This window comes from Mesorhizobium sp. M1E.F.Ca.ET.045.02.1.1 (assembly GCF_003952485.1).
Taxonomy (GTDB): domain Bacteria; phylum Pseudomonadota; class Alphaproteobacteria; order Rhizobiales; family Rhizobiaceae; genus Mesorhizobium.
In genome coordinates this window covers 6,403,365-6,423,469 of record NZ_CP034447.1, presented here as the reverse complement: position 1 = coordinate 6,423,469, position 20,105 = coordinate 6,403,365, and the positions used below count along the sequence as shown (strand labels likewise).

Genomic DNA, 20,105 nt, shown 5'->3' with positions numbered 1-20,105 from the left:
TCGCGCGGCACGTTGTACCGGCGTTGCGCCGGCGGCCGGCGCGCTACATCAGCGACGCCGTGGCCAGACGATTCTTGGCGGTGTTCGGCTTCTTGTCGCCGACATAGTCCACATGCGTGTCGATGAGCCGGTCGCTGTCGATGCCGGCGGCGGTTAGGATGTCCATGATCGCCTTGACGCGCTGCTTGGCCAGGTCCTTGTTCGTCTTCGCGGTGTTCGCGCCGGTGAATTCCTTCGCTGCCATCGCTGTCAATTCCACGTTGCAGCGCGTGTCTTTGATGCTGGTGGCAAATTTCTCGAGGTCACTTTTGACCTGCGGCGAAATCACAAGAGACTGGCTGTCGAAGAACATGGGGACCTGCAGAGGACTCCTTTTCTCATACTGCCGGCAGGAGATTCCTTGCTTCGGAAGCGCGTACAGAATCGCACTCCGCGCCTGTTTCGTATCCGCGGCGCTGTCATCGACCCAGTGCGAAAGCGCCAGCACCATTTCGGGTTTCACACCTTGCGTCTTGAGAAAATCCTTGGTCGCGTCGAGCCTGCGGCCGGCTATGCCATCGGCCTTGGTGTAATTGCCTTCTTTGCTCGCCGTCGCGTAAAGCCTGTAGCCGCAATCGCGCCCGCTGTCTTTCAGGAACGCCGCCAGCGAATTGGCGGTTTCGTCCGAAATCTTTCCTTCGCCCTTCTTGAACAGGACACGGTACGAATTCCATTGGGTGCATTTCGGCCCGACGTCACGTTCCTGGGCGGTCGCTTTGAACGAAGCCGCGCTGCCAGCGACGATAAAAATCGCCAGGATGAGGCTGAATACAGACTTCATCTTCAAGATACCTCCCCAGGACGACCCCGTCTATTACCGCAGTTCTTGGTGCTGCCAAGTAACGTTCGCGCGACTGCCTCGCCCGCCTCAATCCCACACGAGCAACAGCTTGCGCCAGAAGGCGTTGGACGGCATGGGTTTCGAACCGCGCGGCAGCCGGATCGCCAGATAGATCGTCAGCCATTTGCGATCGATTTCCCGGATGGAAACCTTCAGGTCATGCAGCTCGAAAGGTTTCGAAACCCGTGTCCATCCGGAGAACGCCAAGGCGCCGACGGGAGCGTCGCGGTTCCAAACGAGTTTTTCCTCCGGCCTGCCGAGAGCCATGGCGAACTCGAACGGCGACGCCTCCTCGTGGGCCATCTCCACCGTCGCGATGGCGCTCCTGGCAAATGCCGGAAAAGCGGCGTTGAGCGCGGCTACGACCGGGCCATGCGTGCTCGGCCGCAGGAATATGCCGCCATTGTCGCCAGCGACGAGAAGCAACGGCAGTTCGGAGGGATAATTCGTCACGAGCGTCGAATGCTTCAGTTCCTCGCCTGTCAGCCGCCGCGTGCGTTGGCGCGATTGCGGCGCGTTGAGGCGTGGGCGCCTCGCGTCGGGCGAGACGACACTGCGGATCTTGATGCTTGAAAAACCGCCGAGCACCGGCGCGTCGGGCCGATTGCCGCCACATCTGACGGCAAGCAGCAAATCGCGCCTGGCTGATGCCGGCGTGTCGACGCTCGCCATGATCTCGCGGGGTTCATGCGGGCGGCTGACATCGGCCCAGCCGCTTCCATCGCCATTTTCGAGGAGCCGAGCGAGATCGCTGAAAGTCCGGTTTTCCGCATCGACGATCGCGATCTGAAACTGCGCCGGCCCGGTCAATGCTTCGTCGAGGTAGACCCAGCAATCCGCGCCGACTGTGCCGGGTGGGCAGACGCCCTTCAGCAAAGCCATTGAGACAATATTGCCCTTGGCCTGGACGAACAGTTGGTCCGGCGATTGTTCGACATAGGTCAACAGATCGGGATCGGCATCCGGATACGAGCCGACATGGGCAAGGCGCAGGACCTCGGCCGGGAGGTATCGCTCGCGCTGAAGCGCGGAATACAGTTCCGGCACGGTGTCCTCGGCCGTCGCGTCGAGCAGGTCGACGACACCCAGCGTGAAGTCCGATCGCCCGGAATGGGCGAGAAGCGAAATCGCCGTATCGGGCCTGCCTTCGCGCGCCGCAATCTCGGCCAGCAACTGCATCGCGTCGGTGGAATTGGCGGGGGCCGAGCTTAGCCGCAGATAACGATCATCCTTGACGCGCAGTTCCAGGTTCCAGAGGTTGAGTTCCTTTTCATGATCGGCGGTGTTCGAGCTGATGCCAAGCTGCACGAACATGTCGGTGTGCGCGAATTTGTGCTTTCGGAACACATTGATGATCGGCCTGCGGTTCCTCAGCCATTCTGCATTCCGGTTCATGCCCGTCGGCGAGGAGCGGTACCAGTAGAGCGGCTCCGGGATCGTGACGATCGTGAGACCTGCCAGATCGGCGCGCAGGAAGAACTCCCAGTCGCTCGCCGAAAAGCCGCGCTCCTCGTTGAGGTACCCTACCTTGTCGAACACCTCACGCCGGAACATCGCATTGGCATCGCCATAGGGATTGGTGATCAGGGCGATGTCCGGAGGGCCGCCGACCGGAAAATAGAGCATATAGCCGCTTTTGGTGTCCGGCGGCACGAAGGGCTCATTGAGCCACTTGGCAAAGGTCGTGCAGATGTCGGCGCCGGACTTTTGCACACCGGCGACGAATGTGCTGACCGCATTCGGAAACAGTGCGTTGTCGTCATCCAGGAACAGGATCAACGAACCCTTCGCGGCTCGAATTCCGGTGTTGCGTGCCTTGCCGAGGAAACCATTCTTCTGCCGGATGATGCGCCAGCCGCGCCGCTTGAATTCGGGCTCCAGTTCCGCCAGCAGCTCGATTGCCTCCGGATCCGTGCTGCCGTCATCGACGACGATCAATTCGATGTTGGGGTAGTCCTGGCGCCGAACCGAGGCAATCGCCTGCGGCAGCAGGCGCGCCCGATTGTAATGCGCCGTGATGATCGAAACGAGCGGCAGAGCGCCTCGGCCGCGGCCGGCGGCCTTGCCGGGCTGCCGGCACAGTTTGGCGTGCAGCTTGCTCCAGGCCTTTTCGCGTGCGTCGCGGTTCTGCAGCGGCTTTGCAGGGCGGAACGAGGGGCTCTCCAGCGTTGAAGCGATCTTGGCCGCGATCCCGGAAGGCGACGCCTCCATCATGACGGCGTCGGCGGATTTCGGATGGAGCAGGTCACGCACGCTGCCGACATCCGTCGCGATGAACGGAATCTCCTCGTCGAGGCACGCCACGACATCCAGCGGAAGTTGCGCGGCCGAATGGGTGATTGCCACCAGCGCACGACTCTGCCGTAGGTAACGGAAGATTTCCGGCACGTCCCGGATGGGCAGGAGCTTCAGTTTGAACGGCCATTGTCGAGCCCGCCGAACGATCATGCCGCCCGAGTGCTCGCCGAGCACATGCCCAAACGCTCCGACGACCGTCACGGCGATGTCGGTCACGCTGGCGTCGGCCAGGCGATCGAGCGCGTCGCAGAACAGCGTCAGTCCGCTGCGCGCTTCCGTGCCTGAAAAGTGCACCACTTCCGCAGTCGGCCGGTCTCGTGGCCTGTAGCGGTCGAGGGTGAAGTCCGAACGCCACTCCTCAGGCTCAAGCGGCGTCGCGATGTGCCGGCTGGCGGGCAGCTTCCAGCCCGCCTTGGTCATCCAGTCGAGCAAAGACTGGCCGGTTACGACGATATGGTCGCAGGTTTCCGCCGACATCCTTTCCATATGCGCGACGGTCATCTGCTCCTTACGCTCGACCGCCCGGGCATTCGCCTCCAGTTTCCACATCAGTGGCTCGTGCGCGAGCACCACGAGCACGGGAGGATCGGGAAACACCCCCGTGCGCTTGGCGACGGTCGGGAAGTGCGCCAGTCCGCCCTCGAGCGAAAAATAGACGACGTCGAAAGCGTTCTGCTTGAGGTAATGATAGACGGCTACAGAATTCTTGTCGCTCGACTCCATTCCGCGCAGCAATTCGGGCGATGACGGCAGCAGTTCGAGCCGCACCAGGAAATTATCGAAGCACCATTTGGCGAGCCTCGCGATCTCCTGCTCGTCGGGTTGGCTGCCGAGTGGGTTTGCCACCCATAGCAGCGTGACCGTGTCACCGATCTTCGCCAGATGCTGCGCCAGCGCGTAGGTCGCCGAGCCGGGATCGGCGGTCACCGTCGAGCCGAACGCGACCTCCGAGACGACACACACATTCCGGGGCTTCTGGCTTGCCTGTCGCTTGCGCGCAGCAATCGCGCCTGCCTTAGAACCAATGCTCAATCAGTCCCCCTCGATCATCAGCCGCAGCGGGTCGAGACAGTCTTGCAAAGAGTAGGATAACACTTTGATAATTGTCTCGCGGGGATAATCGGCTTACCCATATCGCACCCGCATTCGCGTAACCCGGATCAACGCTCGGATGCCCATCCATCGGTCTCCAAAACACCTCGAAAGGCTGGACGATCGGCCTATCGATGTGAGCAAAGGCGAGATCCTGTGCTTTGTGGGACTGCGCAACGAAGCGACGTTGCTGCCGCATCTTCTCGATCACTATCGCAGCCTCGGCGTCGACCGCTTCTTCTTCCTGGACAACGGCTCAACGGATGGAACGCGTGAGCTGATACTGGCGCAGCCGGACAGCCATTGCTTTCACACCGAAGGGTCGCATTTCGCGGAGAACATCACTCCGCCGCGATGGATCAACACGCTGATGCGCGTGTTCGGCTCCGGCCACTGGTGCCTATCGGTCGATGCCGACGAACTGCTCGTCTATCCCGATTTCGAGCGTGTGAACCTGCGCCGGCTTTGCGGCTATCTGGACTCGACCGGCGCCGAGGCTGTGATCGGCTCGATGATCGACATGTATGCCGACGGGCCGCTGGCGGAATGCAGCTATGACGGCAAAAGCCCTCTTGTCGAGGCGTCGCCTTATTTCGATCCGGAGCCTGGGTGGCTGCGCGCGCGCGACGGTCTTTATCCGCCCGAGCAGATGTTCGGCGGCGTGAGGGAACGTGCCTTCTGGCACGGCCGGTTCAAGCAGACTTTCCCTCCGTGCCTGACCAAGGTGCCGATCGTGCGATGGGGCAGGAGCACGCACTACCATGCGGCGCAACATACGATCAGCGAGGTTCGTTTCAGCGAACTTCGCATCGCGCTGCTGCATTTCAAATTCATCTGGGGCTTTCAGCAGAAATCGGCATCTTCCCTGGGCGAGAATGCGCAACTCAAGGAAAAGACGCTTGAGGAGCGCGCTGCCTACATGGAAGCACTGGAACGCGATCCGAAATTGTCGCTTCGAAACAGCCGGTCTGTCCACTATCGCGGCGACAGCGCGCAGCTCGTGGAACTTGGCTGGATGAAATCCTCGGACCGCTACGCCGAATACGTCGCGAAAACGACCAAGCCGCGGTCAGAGGAAACCGCGGCCACCTGAGCTGGCGATCTGATGAGTCGGAAGAGGCCGCTGGTGTTTAACCGCCGTAGCGGTGTCCACCGTCGCCGTTGCCGTTGCTGCCGCCATCTGCCGAAAACTGCGCCAGGCTGTTGAGGGCCAGCGCCTTGCAAGCCGTCGGCGCGTTCGGATAACGGTGCAAATAGTCCTCGAGCGCCTCGATCGTGCCGATCTTGAGGGCCTGCTCGCAAGCGAGCTCGGCTTCCTTGACCGGAGCAACTTCGATTTGTGCCTGCGCCGCGTTGGAAAAAGCGACGCTCACGCCCAGAATGCTAAGTCCGCCCAACAGCAGCGACTGGATCTTACGCATGACAAACCCCTTTCCACCACATGCCCCATAAACCTTAATAATATAACCGGTTAATAATTTGTCAACCATAACGGGAGGTTATCGGGGTGAGTGTGGAGCGCCAAGCCGGGTTAACCTTAACCGCGGCAGCATGGGTCTCGGGCAGCGCTCAATCGCTGAAAAGCGTCAGCTTTCGAAAGAAGGCATTGGTTGGAAAACCGTTGGGAGTTTCCGCGAAACGAACCGCCAGAATGATCGAGAGCGGCGTTTTGTGCCGCACGCGAAGCGACGCCACCAGGCGGTGGCGCGCGAACTTGTCCCGAACGGCCGTCCATCCGGAAAAAGCGATGGTTTGCCGAGCGATGTCCTGCTGCCAGTCGATGATCCAGTCGGGGCGGGCGAGGGCAAGGCCGAAGTCGATTGCCGGCGCGTTGGAATGCGCGACTTCCACTGCTGCCTCCAGCCTGCGGAAGAAGGGTGGAAATTGTTGATCGAGCGACGCCGCGACTGGCCCGTCCAGATGCGGTCGCAGGAATATCCCGCCATCGTCCCGCGCCACCAGGAGCAATGGAAGATCGCAGACGCGCGGCGTGAGAAGCCTAGCGCTCCTCAGCGCTTGAAAGGCGAGGCTGCGTGAGCCGTCGGCTCCATCGGCCTCGTCTGGAGTGTCCTCACTGGTCCTGGCTGCGTCCCCCTCAAGCAAGGTCGCCGCGGTATCGGGACGCCCGGTCGCCAGGGCGATGGCGGCGAGGCTTCCGATGGCCGCATCGCTGTTCGGTTCGAGATCGCAGAGTTCGAGATACTTTCGATAGGCGGGGGTATATCTCAGGTTTTCGCGCGCGCTTTCGATTTCGGATCGTGCCGTGTTCTGGGCGATGGCAAGCTGATACAGCAGCCCGGCGTCGTCGAATCGGCCCGACCTGAACGCCTCGATGATGGGACGGCGATTGTCGTACCAGTTCGAGGTCCGGAACATTCCGTCCGGCTTCGAGCGATACCAGTAAAGCGGCTTCGGAATCGGCCGGATCCTCAGCCCGGCAAGGGAAGCTCGCGCGAAGAATTCCCAGTCGTGCATGGCATAGCCAGGCTCTTCGATCAGAAACCCGATCTGTGAGAAAACCTCTCGGCGCACCATTGCATTGGCATCGCCATAGACATTGTGGATCAGGCCGAGAGCGTCGGGGCCGCCGAGCGGCAAGTATTGGATCAGCCCGTCCGCCCGGTCCGCGGGAACGAAATCCTCGTAGAAGATCAGTTGGAAGGCGGTGCAGATATCCGCTCCAGATGCCGTCATGGCGCGGACGAACTGGTCGACGGCCTCTGGAAAAAGCGCGTTGTCATCATCCGCGAACAGGATCAACTCGCCACGCGCGGCGCGGACACCGGCGTTTCGCGCGGCGCCAAGGTGTTTGTGCGGCCGGCGCAAGATCTTCCATCGGCGCTGACGGAAGGCCGGCTCCAGCGCATCCAGCAACCGCCTAGCTTCATCCTGGTCGCTTCCGTCATCGACCAGCACTAGTTCCAGCCGGTCGTAGGTTTGCGCTTCGATCGCCGCGATCGCCTGTTTCAGATAGAGCGGCCGGTTGCGATGGGCCATGACGATCGAAACCAGCGGCGCCGGACCGGCGCGCTTGCCAACGCGCCGGCGTACGGCCGATGCCGGCGGATTGCGTGTGGCGAGCCAGGCCTGCCGACAATGACCAGAAACGTCTATCCGCCGCGGGCGGGGCGGGCTGCCGAGCGCGGCCAGGATCGAGCGGGCCAACTGGCCGGCGTCAGGCTCGACCAATCGAGGCTGCTCCGCCTCTGCGTTCCACGCCTCGGCATTGGCGCCGGCGTTGGTGGCAACGAACGGCAATCCCGCCGCGATACAGGTGGCGACGGCGGCGCCTGTCGATGCGGCAAGCGAAGGGATGACCGCCAACGCACCGTTGCGCTGGACGTAGTCGAGCTTCGCATCCAGATCCGCGGCGGGCAAAATCTTGAGCTTGAACGGCCATTTCTCGGCCCGGCGCAGAAGCAGTCCGCCGCTGTGCTCGCCCATGATCTTGCCGAAGGGAGCAAACGCCGTAAGGGTCAGGCCTGGGGGCGCCGACGGCGCGAGCAAGTCCAGCGCATCGCAAAGCAGCGTCAGGCCATCACGAAACCGCGCCGTGGAGAAGACGGCGAGCTCTCGCACAGGTCCGCTTTTGGGCGCCGGCCGCGCACCGGCCCGGCCGATGCCGGCGGACAGCGGCAACATCGGCATCACCGCCGCCTTGCGGACCTTCCAGCCTTTCGACAGCATCCACTTGCGCAGCGTGGCGGAGGCACAGATCGTCCGGCCTGCCATCTCCGCGCAGTATTTTTCCATATAGGCGATGGCGATCGCCTCGGTGCTTCCCATGAAGGCCTTGTCGGCTTCGCGCGCCCATTCCTCCGGAGCGTTGGCGAAGACAATGATCGGCGGAGGCGCGAAGGCCCCGGTTTCGGCCGCCAGCAGCGTGTAATAAGCCAATCCGCCCTCGAGGGGCGCGTAGACCAGATCGTGATTGGACCGTTCGAGGTAATGCAGCAACGCCGCGGAGCGGCTCTCGGGCGTCGCCAGCGAAGGGAGCAGTTGATCGGACCTGTCGAGAACCTCCAGTTTGACCGAGGCGGCCTCGAATTCCGAGCGGTACGCTGCCACCTCGTCGGCAGACGGCACATCCCGGCCGACAACCCACAGCAGGATGACGTCGTCTCCGTCCTCGGCGAACAGCCTGGCAAGTTCGCCGGGCGCCGTGGCGTCGTCGATGTCGACGTCGAGCCGGATCGCTTGCGTCACCACCAAGATGCGGCGACGACCGCCTTGCGGCTTCGACGGCTTCCTCAGCTTGCTCCCAATGGCCATTGCCGGTTCCTCTGCCCCAAATTCATAAGCAGCGTTCTTCCGCTTCTGTGCCTTTTGACCATCCCTGGTTTACTTTTCGGTGATCATCCTTCTGCGCCGTTGGTAAACCAAGACCATCAAGCGGTCCCTAAAAAGGCTGTACAATCAATCGACTGTTACAAGTTTAGCGACACGGCATAACCAATCTTTACGCGTCCCGGCTAATCGTTCACGGCATAGCAGGAGGCGCAAATGAAAACGACGGTGAAGTTTCTCGCTGCGCTCGGTCTGATGGGCGCGATGGTCTCAACGAGCTCTGCAGGGGAATTGCTGCGTCCGCGCATCAGTCTCGGCACCGCCAACGTCAAGACGATCAGCGGCGATCGCGGTGGCTATGTGATCGACTATGCCATCCGTGCCTTGAAGCTGCGGCGCAGCGGCGGCTTTGTGCGATTCGATGGTGCGTGCGACTCGGCCTGCACGCTCTATCTGTCCATGCCCAAGAGCAAGATATGCGTCACGCGCAACGCATCGTTCGGCTTCCATCTGCCCTATGGTGCCGGTGCGCGGGGCAATCAGGTTGCCGCGAACTTCATGATGAAGAACTATCCTGGCTGGGTTCGCGGATGGATCGCCAAGCGTGGTGGGCTGAAGAATTCCATCGCGACCATGACTTACGCGGATGCGAGCCGCTTCCTCCCGACCTGTCCGTCCGCGCAGCGTACGACCATCGCAAGCCTGAGCCCGACGCGCCTGCGTGGCGGCTGATCCTCGAGCCGGTGCTGGAATAAATCCGACGGCGGGTGCGTCATGCGCCCGCCGTTGCCGATTCATGCGACGGCTCTCAATTGAACGGCCATTGGTGTATTTTCAGACATCTGTTGATTGGGCGTGGTCCGAATGCAGTCTTGCCAAAAGTTCGTGCTGATCGCTTCGCCAAGAACCGGGTCCCAAGCGCTCAATCGCCATCTCAACCAGTATGACGGCATGGTCTTGCACGGCGAAGTCTTCAATCCGGGCTTTGTCGGCTTGCGCTATGACTACCATGAGAAAATGAACCTGCCGCGCGAACGCGTCGATCTGCGGGATGCCGAGCCGGAGCGCTTCATCGCGCGGATTTTCGACGATCCGTCGGCGCGCTTTGTCGGTTTTCACATATTTCCCGATCAGACCCGGCCGGCCATACTCCCCGTGCTCGAAGATGAGGGCGTCAAGAAGCTCTGGCTTGTAAGAAATCCGATCGCGTCCTTCGTCTCGCTGCTCGAGGCGGAGGCTTCTGGGGTCTGGACGGTGCACGCCTCCGATCCCGTCGCGTCCGATAGTCCGAGGAAAAAGGTGTACTTCGACATAGACCGGTTCAACGCCTATCTGCGCGAACTGAACCTGTTTCGCGCGAAGATCAGATCCGTGCTGTTCGAAACCCGGCAGCCATTTTTTCCGATCCATTACAGCGACATCGGCGATCCGCTGGTTGGCAATGCGATCATCGCCTATCTCGGCGGTTCCCAGCGCCTGGATCATTTCGAGACCGAGATCCTGAAGCCGCCGCAGCGGCCTTTCGTCGACCGTATCGAGAATTACTGGGAATTCGTAACCTATTTCAGAGCCGCCTCGACGGACGATCTGTATGCGTTCGGCTGATGTCCGGAAGGGAAGCCGGTTTGGCGAGAACCGGAGTGCCAAGGCCGTCTAGCTCAATCTTGTCGTCGTCGAAATTCGCCGGCTTGCCAATTCCGGCCGGCGCGCCCTTATCCGCCGTCAATCAGCGAAACCAATTGTCTTTCAATATGTTCGGTTAACCAGTTCTGAAGAGACATGGTTAATGCATACTTGATTTTGTTGACTCTTTTTTGGCCCGGGCTGATTCTGCAAGCGTGGGTTTGAAAGCTGCCGGCAGTGGTTGTGGCCGGAGCGCAAACTGGCGGCGGGCAATTGCATGAGTATCGGCGGCAATGTGGGATCGGCGAGCCGATCCGAAAGCGGCCAGGCGCAATCGAAGACGAAAACGGCCTTGACGCGGAACCTGCGCTTCAGGCGCATGTCCTTGCGCATCATTTGCACCAGCCTGTTGTCATGGCTGCTGCTGGGCGTCTACCGGGGCGTCATCCTCGATCCGCAAACGACACTTCAGGGCGTTCTGGCGTCCATCCCCATGGGATTGGCGGCAAGCTACTACGATCTGATCCTCGTTGCGTCACTGACGGCGGCAACGCTGATCCTGCTCTTTGCCGCAAAGGCAAGCAGGCTTGCCTTCGCGGCAATCGTCTTCCTCTTCTATCTCGTCGTCGTGGTGTCGCTGGCTTGGGGGTTTGCCAACATCAATCTCGTCAAGATGCTGGGTGAGCCATTCACGTTCCAGTGGCTGGTCTATGGCGACTTCCTGCAGAATGCCGACGCCAAGAATGCCATGGGCGACGCGCTCAATATGCGAGGCGCCGCGACCCTTGGCGGGTCAATCGTCTTGGTGCTGGTCCTCGGCTCCGCCGCAGGCAGGTGGGGCCACCGGCTGAGTTCCGCGGGTCACCGGGCGTTTCTGATAGCGCTGGTCCTGTGTGTCGGCGCGGCGCTGGCCGCTACCGGTTATCACGTGCGCGCGGAAGCGCTGCCGGCGCCGAAGGTCGACAATCCGCTCGTTTATTTCGTACAGTCGGCCTGGTTCAGTTCAACGCCGGTCATGCTGGCGATCGGCGCCGGCGCCGATGATCCCGATGTCGCCAGCGTCGGCGAGCGTCCGCCGGAAACATCAAGCTTCCAGGCGCCGACACCAAATCCGATCAAGAACGTGCTGATCTTCATGATGGAGTCGGTACCATCAAAGTACATCGAGACCTTTGGCGGCAAGTATCCGATTACGCCGAACATCAAGAGCTATGCCGCGGATTCCATCCGCTTCGACAACATCTATGCGCACGCGCCTTCCACCCACTACTCGATATTCTCCCTGCTGACCTCGATGTATAACGACATCTCGTTCTACGGGATGACCAGCAGGTACCCGTATCTGCCGTTGGATTCGATTTCCAACACGCTGTCCAAGCACGATTTTCGAACCGGGTTTTTCTGGAGTGCGGATTCCCGCTTCCAGCGAGTGGATGAGTTTTTGCTCAACAAGGGACTGGATGTGATCCAGGACTACCGAGGGCAAAAATGCGCCACCCCGACCTTCAAGCTCAGCACCGAGCAGTGGAAGAACATGGACTACAACAGCGATCTCTGCACGGCGCAATCGATCATCGACTGGATGAACAAGGATTCGGAGCAGCCTTCTTCGGCATGTTCACGGCGATGACCCACTCCCACACTCCGACAGCCCGATGCAATGTCGAGATGGATTCACGCATTACGCCTTGAAGGTCGGCGACACGGCGCTCGGTGAAATCCTTGAAGTGGATCGAGTTTTTGCTCACAGGGACTGGATTATCCAGGACTACCGAGGGCAAAAATGCGCCACCCCGACTTCAGCTCAGCACCGAGCAGTGGTCATGGACAAACGATCTGCACGCCATCATCGACTGGAACAAGGATCGGAGCAGCCTTCTCGCATATGTTCCGCGATGACCCACCCCTCTCCGACAGCCCGATGTTCTCGAAGATGACGCCTTCCGCCAAAGACAGGGGCCGATGCACTATGTCGATGATGAGAATTCAACGCCTATCTCAACGCCTTGAAGGTCGGCGACACGGCGCTCGGTGAAATCCTTGAATCGCTGAAGCAGTCAGGGAAGCTCGATTCGACACTTGTCGTCATCCTGGGCGATCATGGCGAGGCGTTCGGGGAGCATGGCGAGTATATCCATGCCAGCGCGATCTACGACGAGAACGTCCACATCCCGCTGATCATGATCAACAAGCGCCTTTTCCATGACGAGGTCGCGCATCCGGTTGGCGGCATTATCGATGTCGCCCCGACGATCTTCGACGTACTCGGACTTCCACTGCCGAAGCAATGGCAGGGACGCAGCCTGTTCAGCGAGCAGCGGCCGAACAAGACCTTCTTCTTCAACCCCTGGGCCGGGTCCTTGCTCGGCTATCGCGAAGACGATCGAAAGGTGATTTTCAACGCGACCACCGGCAAGGTCGAAGAATACGACCTCAGGACGGATCCCGGGGAGAGGGCGAACCTCTTCAACGACGGTTCAAGCGACCGAACGGCGCTTTTGCAGCCGATCGCCGGATGGGTGCAGTCGCAGAAGCGGCGAATGGCAAACCTTGTCGCCGAGAACGAGACGGACGCCGGGCACTGCACCGCCATGTCTCTGGAGATCGACGCGGCCGGCACCGATTACCAGGGTCCGCCTCACTTCGACGTTCTCGTTGACGGCAAGCGACTTGCTGAAATCGCCGTCCAGGGCAAGGGGAGCAAGGCATCGACAAGCGAGGAGCGCGTGGCGGAACTGAACGATGCGGCAATGGACGCGCGGCCGTTCCGCATCGATCTCAGCGGCGCGCCCAATCCAAAGTCAATCGAGATTCGCTATATCAACGACCAGTGGGCCGGAGACGGCTCGCCCGGCGATCGCAACCTTTTCATCAAGAGCATCAAGGTGAACGGGCAGTTGGTGCCCAATGGCAAACTGCATGTCGATGAGCAATCCCATGGCTACACCGACGACAGCGGGACCGCCATGTACACCAATGGCTCGCTATGGGTCAGCGGCCCATTCATCGAAGGATGCATGTAGGGCAGGGGCCGGCGGCGGCTTATGCCCTACCTCTTGCCTTCCGGCCGCCATTCGTGCCGATACCAGTCGACGAACTTCGCCAGTCCTTCCTCGATCGACACTTTCGGCTTGAAGCCGAAGTCGCGTTCCAGCGCGCTGGTGTCGGCATAGGTCTTCTCGACATCGCCAGGCTGCATGGGCAGGTCCTCACGGATCGCCTTGACGCCAAGCAGGTTTTCCAGCGTCTCGATGAAGCGGCCGAGATGCACCGGCTGGCTGTTGCCGATGTTGTAGATCCTGTGGCGCTCAACGCCGGCCCCTGGCGGCTTGTCGAGAACCGCGATCACGCCCTCGACGACGTCGTCGACATAGGTGAAATCGCGCCACATCTCGCCATGGTTGAAGACGCGGATCGGCTTGCCGGCCAGCATTGCCTCGGTGAAGATCCAGGCGGCCATGTCAGGGCGCCCCCATGGACCGTAGACCGTGAAGAAGCGCAAACCGGTCTGCGGCAGGCCGAAGAGATGCGAGTAGGTCGAGCTGATCAGCTCGTCGGCCTTCTTGGTCGCGGCATATATCGACACCGGATTGTCGACGCGGTCGGTTTCCGCGAACGGCACCTTGGTGTTGCCGCCATAGACCGAGCTCGAGGAGGCATAGACCAGGTGCCTGACGCTGGGCGAGGCGCGGTAGAGCTCCAGCACCTCCAGATGGCCTGCGATGTTGGCGTGGATATAGGCGCGTGGATTTTCGAGCGAGTAGCGCACGCCCGCCTGCGCCCCGACATGGACGATGCCGCTGACCTGCGTTCCCTCGAGCTTCCCAGCCAGGGCGCCGGGCTCGGCGATGTCGAGCCGATGGAACGAAAATCCCTTGTATGGGGAAAGCCTGGCGAGCCGCGCCGCTTTCAGCGCGGGATCGTAGTAGGCGTTCATGCTGTCGACGCCGATCACCGCGTCGCCGCGAGCCAGAAGGCGTTGGCAGACATGGCTGCCAATGAAGCCGGCGGCTCCGGTCACCAGGACGGTCATGCGATCTTCACCTTGGGGCAGGGGGTGTTCGGCATCATTTCCGGCGCCGGCTTTTCTTGGCGCCCGCCGGCGGGCTCGGCCAATGCCAGCCGTCGCCTTCGCCATGCGCGGGCTGCGGCCGCGCCACATAAGCGAGGGAGACGTTCGCCTCGAGATAGACGCGCGAAAGCATTTCGGCGAGCACCCCCGATGTCACCGCCTGCAGCCCGGCGATCACCAGGAAGAAGCCGGTGAACAGCATCGGACGCGTTCCGATATCTTGTCCGAAAAACACCTTCAGGGCAAATAGATAGGTCAGGATCAGCGAACCGAGCACGCCGAGCACGATGCCGATGCCGCCGAAGAAATGGCCGGGCCTGGTGCGATAGCGCATGAAGAAGAACATGAAGACGAGGTCGAGCACCACGCGGAAGGTGCGCGAGATACCGTATTTCGACTGCCCGTGGATGCGGGCGTGATGGGTTACCACTTCTTGGGCGATGCGGCGCGGCGTCGTCACCGTCGCCAGCCACGCCGGGATGAAGCGGTGCATTTCGCCATAAAGCCGGACGCTGCGGATGACGCTGCCGCGGAAGACCTTCAGGCTGCAGCCATAATCCTTCAGCCGCACGCCGGTGACGCGCGCGATCAGCGAGTTGGCGATGCGCGAAGGCAGCCTGCGCATCCAGAAACCTTCCTGGCGGTTCTTGCGCCAGCCGGCGACGAGGTCGAGATCCTCGGTCAGCAGCCGGTAGACCATGCGCGGTATGTCGAACGGGTCGTTCTGCAGGTCGCCGTCGAGCGTCGCGATGACGTCGCCGCGGGCGGCGTCGAGGCCTGCCTGCATGGCCGCGGTCTGCTTGAAGTTGCGCACCAGTTCCACGCCATGCACATGCGGACCGTATTCGGCCGCGAGCCTGCGGATTTCGTTCGGCGTGGCATCGGTGCTGCCGTCGTCCACCAGCACCACTTCCCAGGGCTGGCTGTAGTTCTCCATCGCCTGGTGGATGCGCATGAGCAGCGGCTCGACATTGTCGGCCTCGTTATACATCGGAATGACGATGGAAAGCCTGTGCTCGGGCATGACGGCGCCCTCGGGCAGGCCCGAGACAGGAATGGGAAGCACGTTCATTGCGGTCATTTCCTTGCGGGTCCCGTGGCCGGGTTCTCCGGCAGCGTCGATTTGGAGGGAAACAGCCAGGCGATCGCGCCGGTGGCGACGGCCGAGCAGAGGATGAAGAGATGCAGTGCCAGCGCCGCCTGCAGGCCGTCCTTCACGGCGATGCCGGAATAGAGCAACGCCGCCGCGGCGCCCGCCTCGTAGGTGCCGAAGCCGGCAACGCCCTGCACCGGCAGGATGGCCGCGGCCTCGGCTCCGACAGCGCCGGGAAAGGCGGTCTGGAAGGAGGTGCCGAGCAGCATCGCGAGCAGCCATCCCTGCACGGCAAGCTTCAGCGTCCAATTGGCCACTGTCCACCACCAGCCGTAGCGGGAGCGCCCCGTGGCCTCGGTGAAGATGTCGCGCAATTTGCCGAGCTTCGAGACGATGCTGCCGCGATGGGCCCAGTCATGCGGCGCGCGCGCCCAGCGCGGCAGGTACCAGGCGACGGCAATCAGCGCCGCGATGCCCGCTGCCCGGAGCGCCGGATGGAGGCTCGGCCACACAAGGCAGGCAAGCACGCCGACGACGAAGGCATCCTGCAGCCTGAACCACAAGAGCGAGGCGCCGGCGCGCACGATCGAGATGCCGAACACCTGGCGAAGCAGCAGCGGGAAGGCGGTCTCGCCGCCGCGGAACGGCACCACGTTGATCATGGCGTTGTGGATCAGTATGACGCGCAGGCAGGCGCCGAAGCGGCCGTTCACCTCGTCGCGGAATTCGTCACAAACGCGCAGCGCGCGCAGCACATAGGTGACGAACAGCGCCAGCGTCACCGCCGCGAAGGCGCCGGGCGTGATGCTGGCAAATGCATCGCCGACCATCTTCCAGCGCGAGTCGCTGGCAAGCCATGCCAGCAGCGCCAGGGTGACGATTATCGATACCGCTCGCTTCAACCAATTCTCCGATGGCGTCCACCGCCGCGTTACGGCAAATGCTCCACTTTTCGAGGATGCTCCGCGCGGTCGGGGGCGGTTTGCATCGCCGGTTGCCTTGCCGGTTTCCTGTCCGGCGTGCGGCCGCCGAAATTCGGGCCTTGCCTGGTTTGCGGCCCGTTCTACGTCTCCGCTTCCATCAAGGGCGGCTGATCCTATAGACCAGCGGCTTGCTCAAATCCACAAGCTTGGCGCGGCCGCGATCACTGTCCGCAAAGCACTCTTGTTGCCTATGCAACGAAAGGTTGACACCGTTTCTCGGGCGACCATTAATAACACCCGGGGGCGGTAACTGCGATGTTGGGGAAGACCCAGCCTGGGTGGTGACGCCGAAAAGAAAGGCGACATCGGCATGTTATCGTTCATTGTGCAGACAGCTCGAAAAATATGGCCATCCGAACCAGCCAGGGGCGTGGGTCGCGATCGATCCGCCCGGATGCTAATCCTCGCCTGTGGGGGGATGGCGCTTTGCGGCGCCGCTCACGCGGCCGGCGCTCAGGAACCCGCGCCGGCTCACGCAGCCACCACGCCGACGGCGTTCGAGCTGCAGCTTTTCTATGCGGACCGCACCTGGAATTGGGACGACGGAGCCGCCTATTTCGCGCAAGACAGAAAGATGCGGGCCTTCACGTCCAAGCCCGATTCAACTTCTGTCGCCGAGGGCACATGGCATCTCAGCAACGACGGCAAGATGTGCATGGATCTCGTCTGGCGCTCGACCGCCTCTGCCGCAACGCCCGTTCGCACCTGCTTCAGCCATCGCGTCCAGAATGGAACCGTCCAGCAGCGCAGGGATCCGGATGGCCGGTGGTACAGCTTCAAGCACGCCTCGGAAGATCCGGCCGACGAGCTCAAGAAGATCCAGGCGGGTGACACCCGGGACGCCGACTTCGAAAAGACCCGCAAATTGGTCGATTCCAAAAGCTGAACCGCTAATGCATGTCGCCCAAAAGTGCGCAGCGGTTTTGGGCGAACGACATGCATCAAAACAAAGACTTAAAAGCGCGTCGCCTGAATTCGTTTTGCGCGACGCGCTTTTAAGGCATCAAGCCTTAAGCGGATCAAACCTGGAGGCTCGCTGAGACAAGCCCTCAACCCAGCTCAGCGAGCCCACGTCCCGACACATTACTCACAGGGACGGCTGCCAGCCTCGCGGGCTGGCGTTTTTTCGTAGCGCCCCTTCCGCGCGGCGCGCCTTTTGCGCGCGAAACGGCGGCGGACGCATTGAAAATCTCCGGTTTCGCAATCGGCCCGAGCCCGAAGAAGGGCGCGGCTGTCCTGACGATGGCATCGATGTCGGAGAGTTCGGCCACGAAGCCCAACGTCTCGCGCGCCAGGCCGGGGTCGGCGTAAAGCTCGGCCGGATCGCCCGGCCGGCGCGGCTTGTAGATGACCGGAACCGGCCGTGACGTGATGCGGCCGACAGCTTCGAGGATCTCCTTGATCGAAATGCCCCGGCCGGTGCCGAGATTGACGGCCAGGCTGGCGCCGCCGGCCTCCAGATGCATCAATGCCATGAGATGCGCGCGGGCGAGGTCGCTGACATGGATATAGTCGCGCACGCAGGTGCCGTCCGCAGTCTCGTAGTCGGTACCGAAGATCTCGATCGCCTCGATCATGCCGGACGCCGCCATCAGCACCCTTGGGATGAGATGGGTCTCGGGCGTGTGCCACTCGCCGAGCTCGCCTTCGGGGTCGGCGCCGCAAGCGTTGAAGTAGCGAAGGATCGCGTATTTCAGCCCATAGGCAGAGGCATAGTCCTTGATGATCTGTTCGCCCATCAGCTTGCTGCGGCCATAGGGGCTGATCGGCTTCTGCGACGCGGCCTCGCTGACCGGCAGCGCTTCCGGCACGCCGTAGGTCGCGCAGCTCGATGAGAAAATGACCTTGTCGATGCCGTTTGCCCGCGCCGCATCCAGCACCGCGATCGTGCCGCCGACATTGGTCGCGTAGTAATCCGCCGGCTCGCTGACCGACTCGCCGACATAGGCAAGGGCGGCAAAATGGATGATCGCCTGCGGCCTGTGGGCTTCGATTGCCCGCTGCAGTGAATTGCGGCCGCGTATGTCGCCGACGACCAGTGGACCCCAGGCGACGGCCGTCTGGTTGCCACGGCTTAAGTTGTCGTAGACCACCGGCAGGTAGCCCGCGGCCGACAGCAGCTTGCAAGTTTGGCTGCCGATGAAGCCGGCGCCACCCGTCACCAGAACGGGGCGGCGGGTCGTCATGCCGTCGCCTCCCTGACGGAAGACGCGTGGACTCTGCGCGGGGCGACAGGCCGGCGGCGGCCCAGCAGGGTGTCGAAATACGCCGTGGTATGGGCAAGGCCTTCGCTCAAGGCGACCTTAGGCTCCCAGCCGAGATGCTGTCTGGCGAATGAAATGTCGGGCTTGCGCTGCCTGGGGTCGTCGACGGGCAGCGGCCGGTGCACGATGCGCGAGCGCGAATTCGTATAGTCGATGACCAGCTCGGCCAATTCCATGATGGTAAACTCGACCGGGTTGCCGAGATTGACCGGGTGCAGCGGCGCCACCGGGGCATTCATCAGGCGCAAGAAGCCCTCGACCAGGTCGTCGACGAAGCAGAAGGAGCGCGTCTGCGTGCCGCTGCCATAAACGGTGATATCGTCGCCGCGCAGCGCCTGGACGATGAAGTTCGACACCACGCGGCCGTCATCGGGCTGCATGCGCGGACCATAGGTGTTGAAGATGCGCGCGACGCGGACATCGATGCCGTATGTCCTCGAATAGTCGAAGAACAGCGTCTCGGCCGAACGCTTGCCCTCGTCATAGCAGGAGCGTGGGCCGTGCGTGTTGACGTTGCCGAAATAGCCTTCCGGTTGCGGATGCACCTGCGGATCGCCATAGACTTCGGAGGTGGAAGCCTGGAAGATCTTGGCCTTGTGGCGCCTGGCAAGTTCCAAAAGGTTGATCGAGCCGAGCACGCTGGTCTTGAACGTATGGATCGGATCGGCCTGATAGTGCGGCGGGGAAGCGGGGCAGGCGAGATTGTAGATCTCGTCGACGGCGAAGTCCGCCGGCAACGCGTCGACGATATCGTGCTTGATGCAGGTAAAGGAAGCATCGTGCGCCATGCCAGCGAGATTGTGTCTTTTGCCGGTATGGAAATTGTCCAGCGCGATGACCTCATAACCGTCGAAGAGCAGCCTCTCGCACAAATGCGAGCCTAGAAATCCCGCTCCGCCGGCGACCAGCGCGCGACCGCGATCGGCACGCCTCCGTCCCGAATTGTTGTCTAGATTTAGAACCTTGATGACCCTGCCCATGGCGCCCTCATACCGCACACATTCCCCGTCCGGGCCGGGGCAACGGCGTTGCCCGACCAGGCCAAATCACGGCGATCCCTCCGCATGTGCGGAATCGCCACAACTGATGTGTTTTTTCTGAGTTCGCGGGGTCGTTGCCGTACGGCTATTTGCTGCCGCTTAGCGTCCCTTTGCCCCTAAAGTCGCGATCCACGATTATGGTTGCCACCACCGCGGACTGCTCGCCCAAATTGCACACCCAACGCATACAAAGATATACCTGCGCGCGATGTAGTCAACTAAATTAGAGTTCTATTAACCCCACACGTTTGTGATTGGTTAATCATCAGCCGGCCGCTGTGTGGTTGTCCGCCGGTTCGAAGCGGCTCGGCCTTGCCGGTTTTCGCGTGGTAATGAGCCAAGTGACTGCGGAGCCGGCAAAAGCTCGTCGAACGGCAGCAGCGAAAGCCTCAAGGTGAGCGCCCGGAAACGCGATCCGTTCTAGTCTTTCAGGTTCGGAAGTTGCTTTATGTTGCTCTTCGATCTTCCGATTC

General features: G+C 61.7%; 16 protein-coding genes and 1 pseudogene. 7 read left to right on the top strand and 10 right to left on the bottom strand.

The genetic code is table 11. The features are described 5' to 3' along the window. Positions 1–43 precede the first annotated feature (43 nt). On the bottom strand, positions 44–820 hold the full coding sequence (locus EJ070_RS31380; RefSeq protein ID WP_126094817.1) for an OmpA family protein: 777 nt from the start codon (positions 818–820) through the stop codon (positions 44–46). A gap of 87 nt (positions 821–907) precedes the next feature. Then, positions 908–4,210 carry a DUF6212 domain-containing protein gene (locus tag EJ070_RS31375; RefSeq protein ID WP_126094816.1) on the bottom strand — a complete coding sequence of 1,101 codons (3,303 nt, stop codon included), beginning with the start codon at positions 4,208–4,210 and terminating at the stop codon, positions 908–910. A gap of 139 nt (positions 4,211–4,349) precedes the next feature. Here EJ070_RS31375 and EJ070_RS31370 point away from each other — a divergent pair, with 139 nt between their 5' ends. Further along, positions 4,350–5,363, top strand: coding sequence for a glycosyltransferase family 2 protein (locus tag EJ070_RS31370; RefSeq protein ID WP_126094815.1), 1,014 nt, complete (start codon positions 4,350–4,352; stop codon positions 5,361–5,363). A gap of 37 nt (positions 5,364–5,400) precedes the next feature. Here the strand turns inward: EJ070_RS31370 and EJ070_RS31365 are convergent, their stop codons facing one another. Both EJ070_RS31365 and EJ070_RS31360 read right to left on the bottom strand, forming a co-directional pair. Then, positions 5,401–5,691: a hypothetical protein gene (locus tag EJ070_RS31365; RefSeq protein ID WP_126094814.1), complete on the bottom strand. Its 291-nt coding sequence runs from the start codon at positions 5,689–5,691 to the stop codon at positions 5,401–5,403. A 148-nt stretch (positions 5,692–5,839) separates the two neighbouring features. Beyond that, complete coding sequence (locus EJ070_RS31360; protein WP_126094813.1) at positions 5,840–8,542, bottom strand: glycosyltransferase; 2,703 nt, start codon at positions 8,540–8,542, stop codon at positions 5,840–5,842. 231 nt (positions 8,543–8,773) lie between these two features. Here EJ070_RS31360 and EJ070_RS31355 point away from each other — a divergent pair, with 231 nt between their 5' ends. Both EJ070_RS31355 and EJ070_RS31350 read left to right on the top strand, forming a co-directional pair. Continuing rightward, entirely contained in the window at positions 8,774–9,289 is a 516-nt protein-coding gene (locus tag EJ070_RS31355) for a hypothetical protein (RefSeq protein ID WP_245464737.1), read from the top strand. A gap of 132 nt (positions 9,290–9,421) precedes the next feature. After that, a complete protein-coding gene (locus EJ070_RS31350; protein ID WP_126094812.1) occupies positions 9,422–10,162 on the top strand; it encodes a hypothetical protein in 741 nt (246 codons plus the stop codon). A gap of 141 nt (positions 10,163–10,303) precedes the next feature. On the opposite strand, the gene EJ070_RS36520 is transcribed toward EJ070_RS31350, so the two are convergent. Next, positions 10,304–10,576, bottom strand: coding sequence for a hypothetical protein (locus EJ070_RS36520; protein ID WP_189350178.1), 273 nt, complete (start codon positions 10,574–10,576; stop codon positions 10,304–10,306). Here EJ070_RS36520 and EJ070_RS31345 point away from each other — a divergent pair. The 3 genes and pseudogenes from EJ070_RS31345 to EJ070_RS37520 all read left to right on the top strand — a co-directional run bounded on the left by EJ070_RS31345 (position 10,566) and on the right by EJ070_RS37520 (position 13,203). After that, positions 10,566–11,810: a sulfatase-like hydrolase/transferase gene (locus tag EJ070_RS31345; protein WP_189350176.1), complete on the top strand. Its 1,245-nt coding sequence runs from the start codon at positions 10,566–10,568 to the stop codon at positions 11,808–11,810. The two genes, EJ070_RS36520 and EJ070_RS31345, sit on opposite strands and share 11 nt — an antisense overlap. Before the next feature lie 367 nt (positions 11,811–12,177). Beyond that, positions 12,178–12,651 (top strand): annotated as a pseudogene (locus EJ070_RS37655) (sulfatase-like hydrolase/transferase); the annotation flags it as partial. Positions 12,652–12,720: 69 nt separating this feature from the next. Further along, positions 12,721–13,203: a carbohydrate-binding domain-containing protein gene (locus EJ070_RS37520; protein WP_348639600.1), complete on the top strand. Its 483-nt coding sequence runs from the start codon at positions 12,721–12,723 to the stop codon at positions 13,201–13,203. A 26-nt stretch (positions 13,204–13,229) separates the two neighbouring features. Here EJ070_RS37520 and EJ070_RS31335 read toward each other — a convergent pair whose 3' ends face one another. Genes EJ070_RS31335 through EJ070_RS31325 form a run of 3 tightly spaced genes read right to left on the bottom strand, consistent with a single transcriptional unit; the run spans position 13,230 to position 16,247 of the window. Further along, positions 13,230–14,213 carry an NAD-dependent epimerase/dehydratase family protein gene (locus EJ070_RS31335; RefSeq protein ID WP_126094809.1) on the bottom strand — a complete coding sequence of 328 codons (984 nt, stop codon included), beginning with the start codon at positions 14,211–14,213 and terminating at the stop codon, positions 13,230–13,232. A 34-nt stretch (positions 14,214–14,247) separates the two neighbouring features. Continuing rightward, the gene (locus EJ070_RS31330; protein WP_126094808.1) at positions 14,248–15,324 is read right to left on the bottom strand and encodes a glycosyltransferase family 2 protein; all 1,077 of its coding nucleotides are present in this window, start codon (positions 15,322–15,324) and stop codon (positions 14,248–14,250) included. 5 nt (positions 15,325–15,329) lie between these two features. Beyond that, positions 15,330–16,247, bottom strand: coding sequence for a lysylphosphatidylglycerol synthase domain-containing protein (locus EJ070_RS31325; RefSeq protein WP_126094807.1), 918 nt, complete (start codon positions 16,245–16,247; stop codon positions 15,330–15,332). A 475-nt stretch (positions 16,248–16,722) separates the two neighbouring features. On the opposite strand from EJ070_RS31325, the gene EJ070_RS31320 reads away from it, so the two are divergent. Beyond that, entirely contained in the window at positions 16,723–17,214 is a 492-nt protein-coding gene (locus tag EJ070_RS31320; protein ID WP_126094806.1) for a DUF995 domain-containing protein, read from the top strand. 163 nt (positions 17,215–17,377) lie between these two features. Here the strand turns inward: EJ070_RS31320 and galE are convergent, their stop codons facing one another. Next, on the bottom strand, positions 17,378–18,514 hold the full coding sequence (gene galE / locus EJ070_RS31315; protein WP_126094805.1) for a UDP-glucose 4-epimerase GalE: 1,137 nt from the start codon (positions 18,512–18,514) through the stop codon (positions 17,378–17,380). Beyond that, a complete protein-coding gene (locus tag EJ070_RS31310) occupies positions 18,511–19,572 on the bottom strand; it encodes a UDP-glucuronic acid decarboxylase family protein (protein ID WP_126094804.1) in 1,062 nt (353 codons plus the stop codon). Before EJ070_RS31310 ends, galE begins: the two co-directional genes overlap by 4 nt. Between the last annotated feature and the right edge of the window lie 533 nt (positions 19,573–20,105).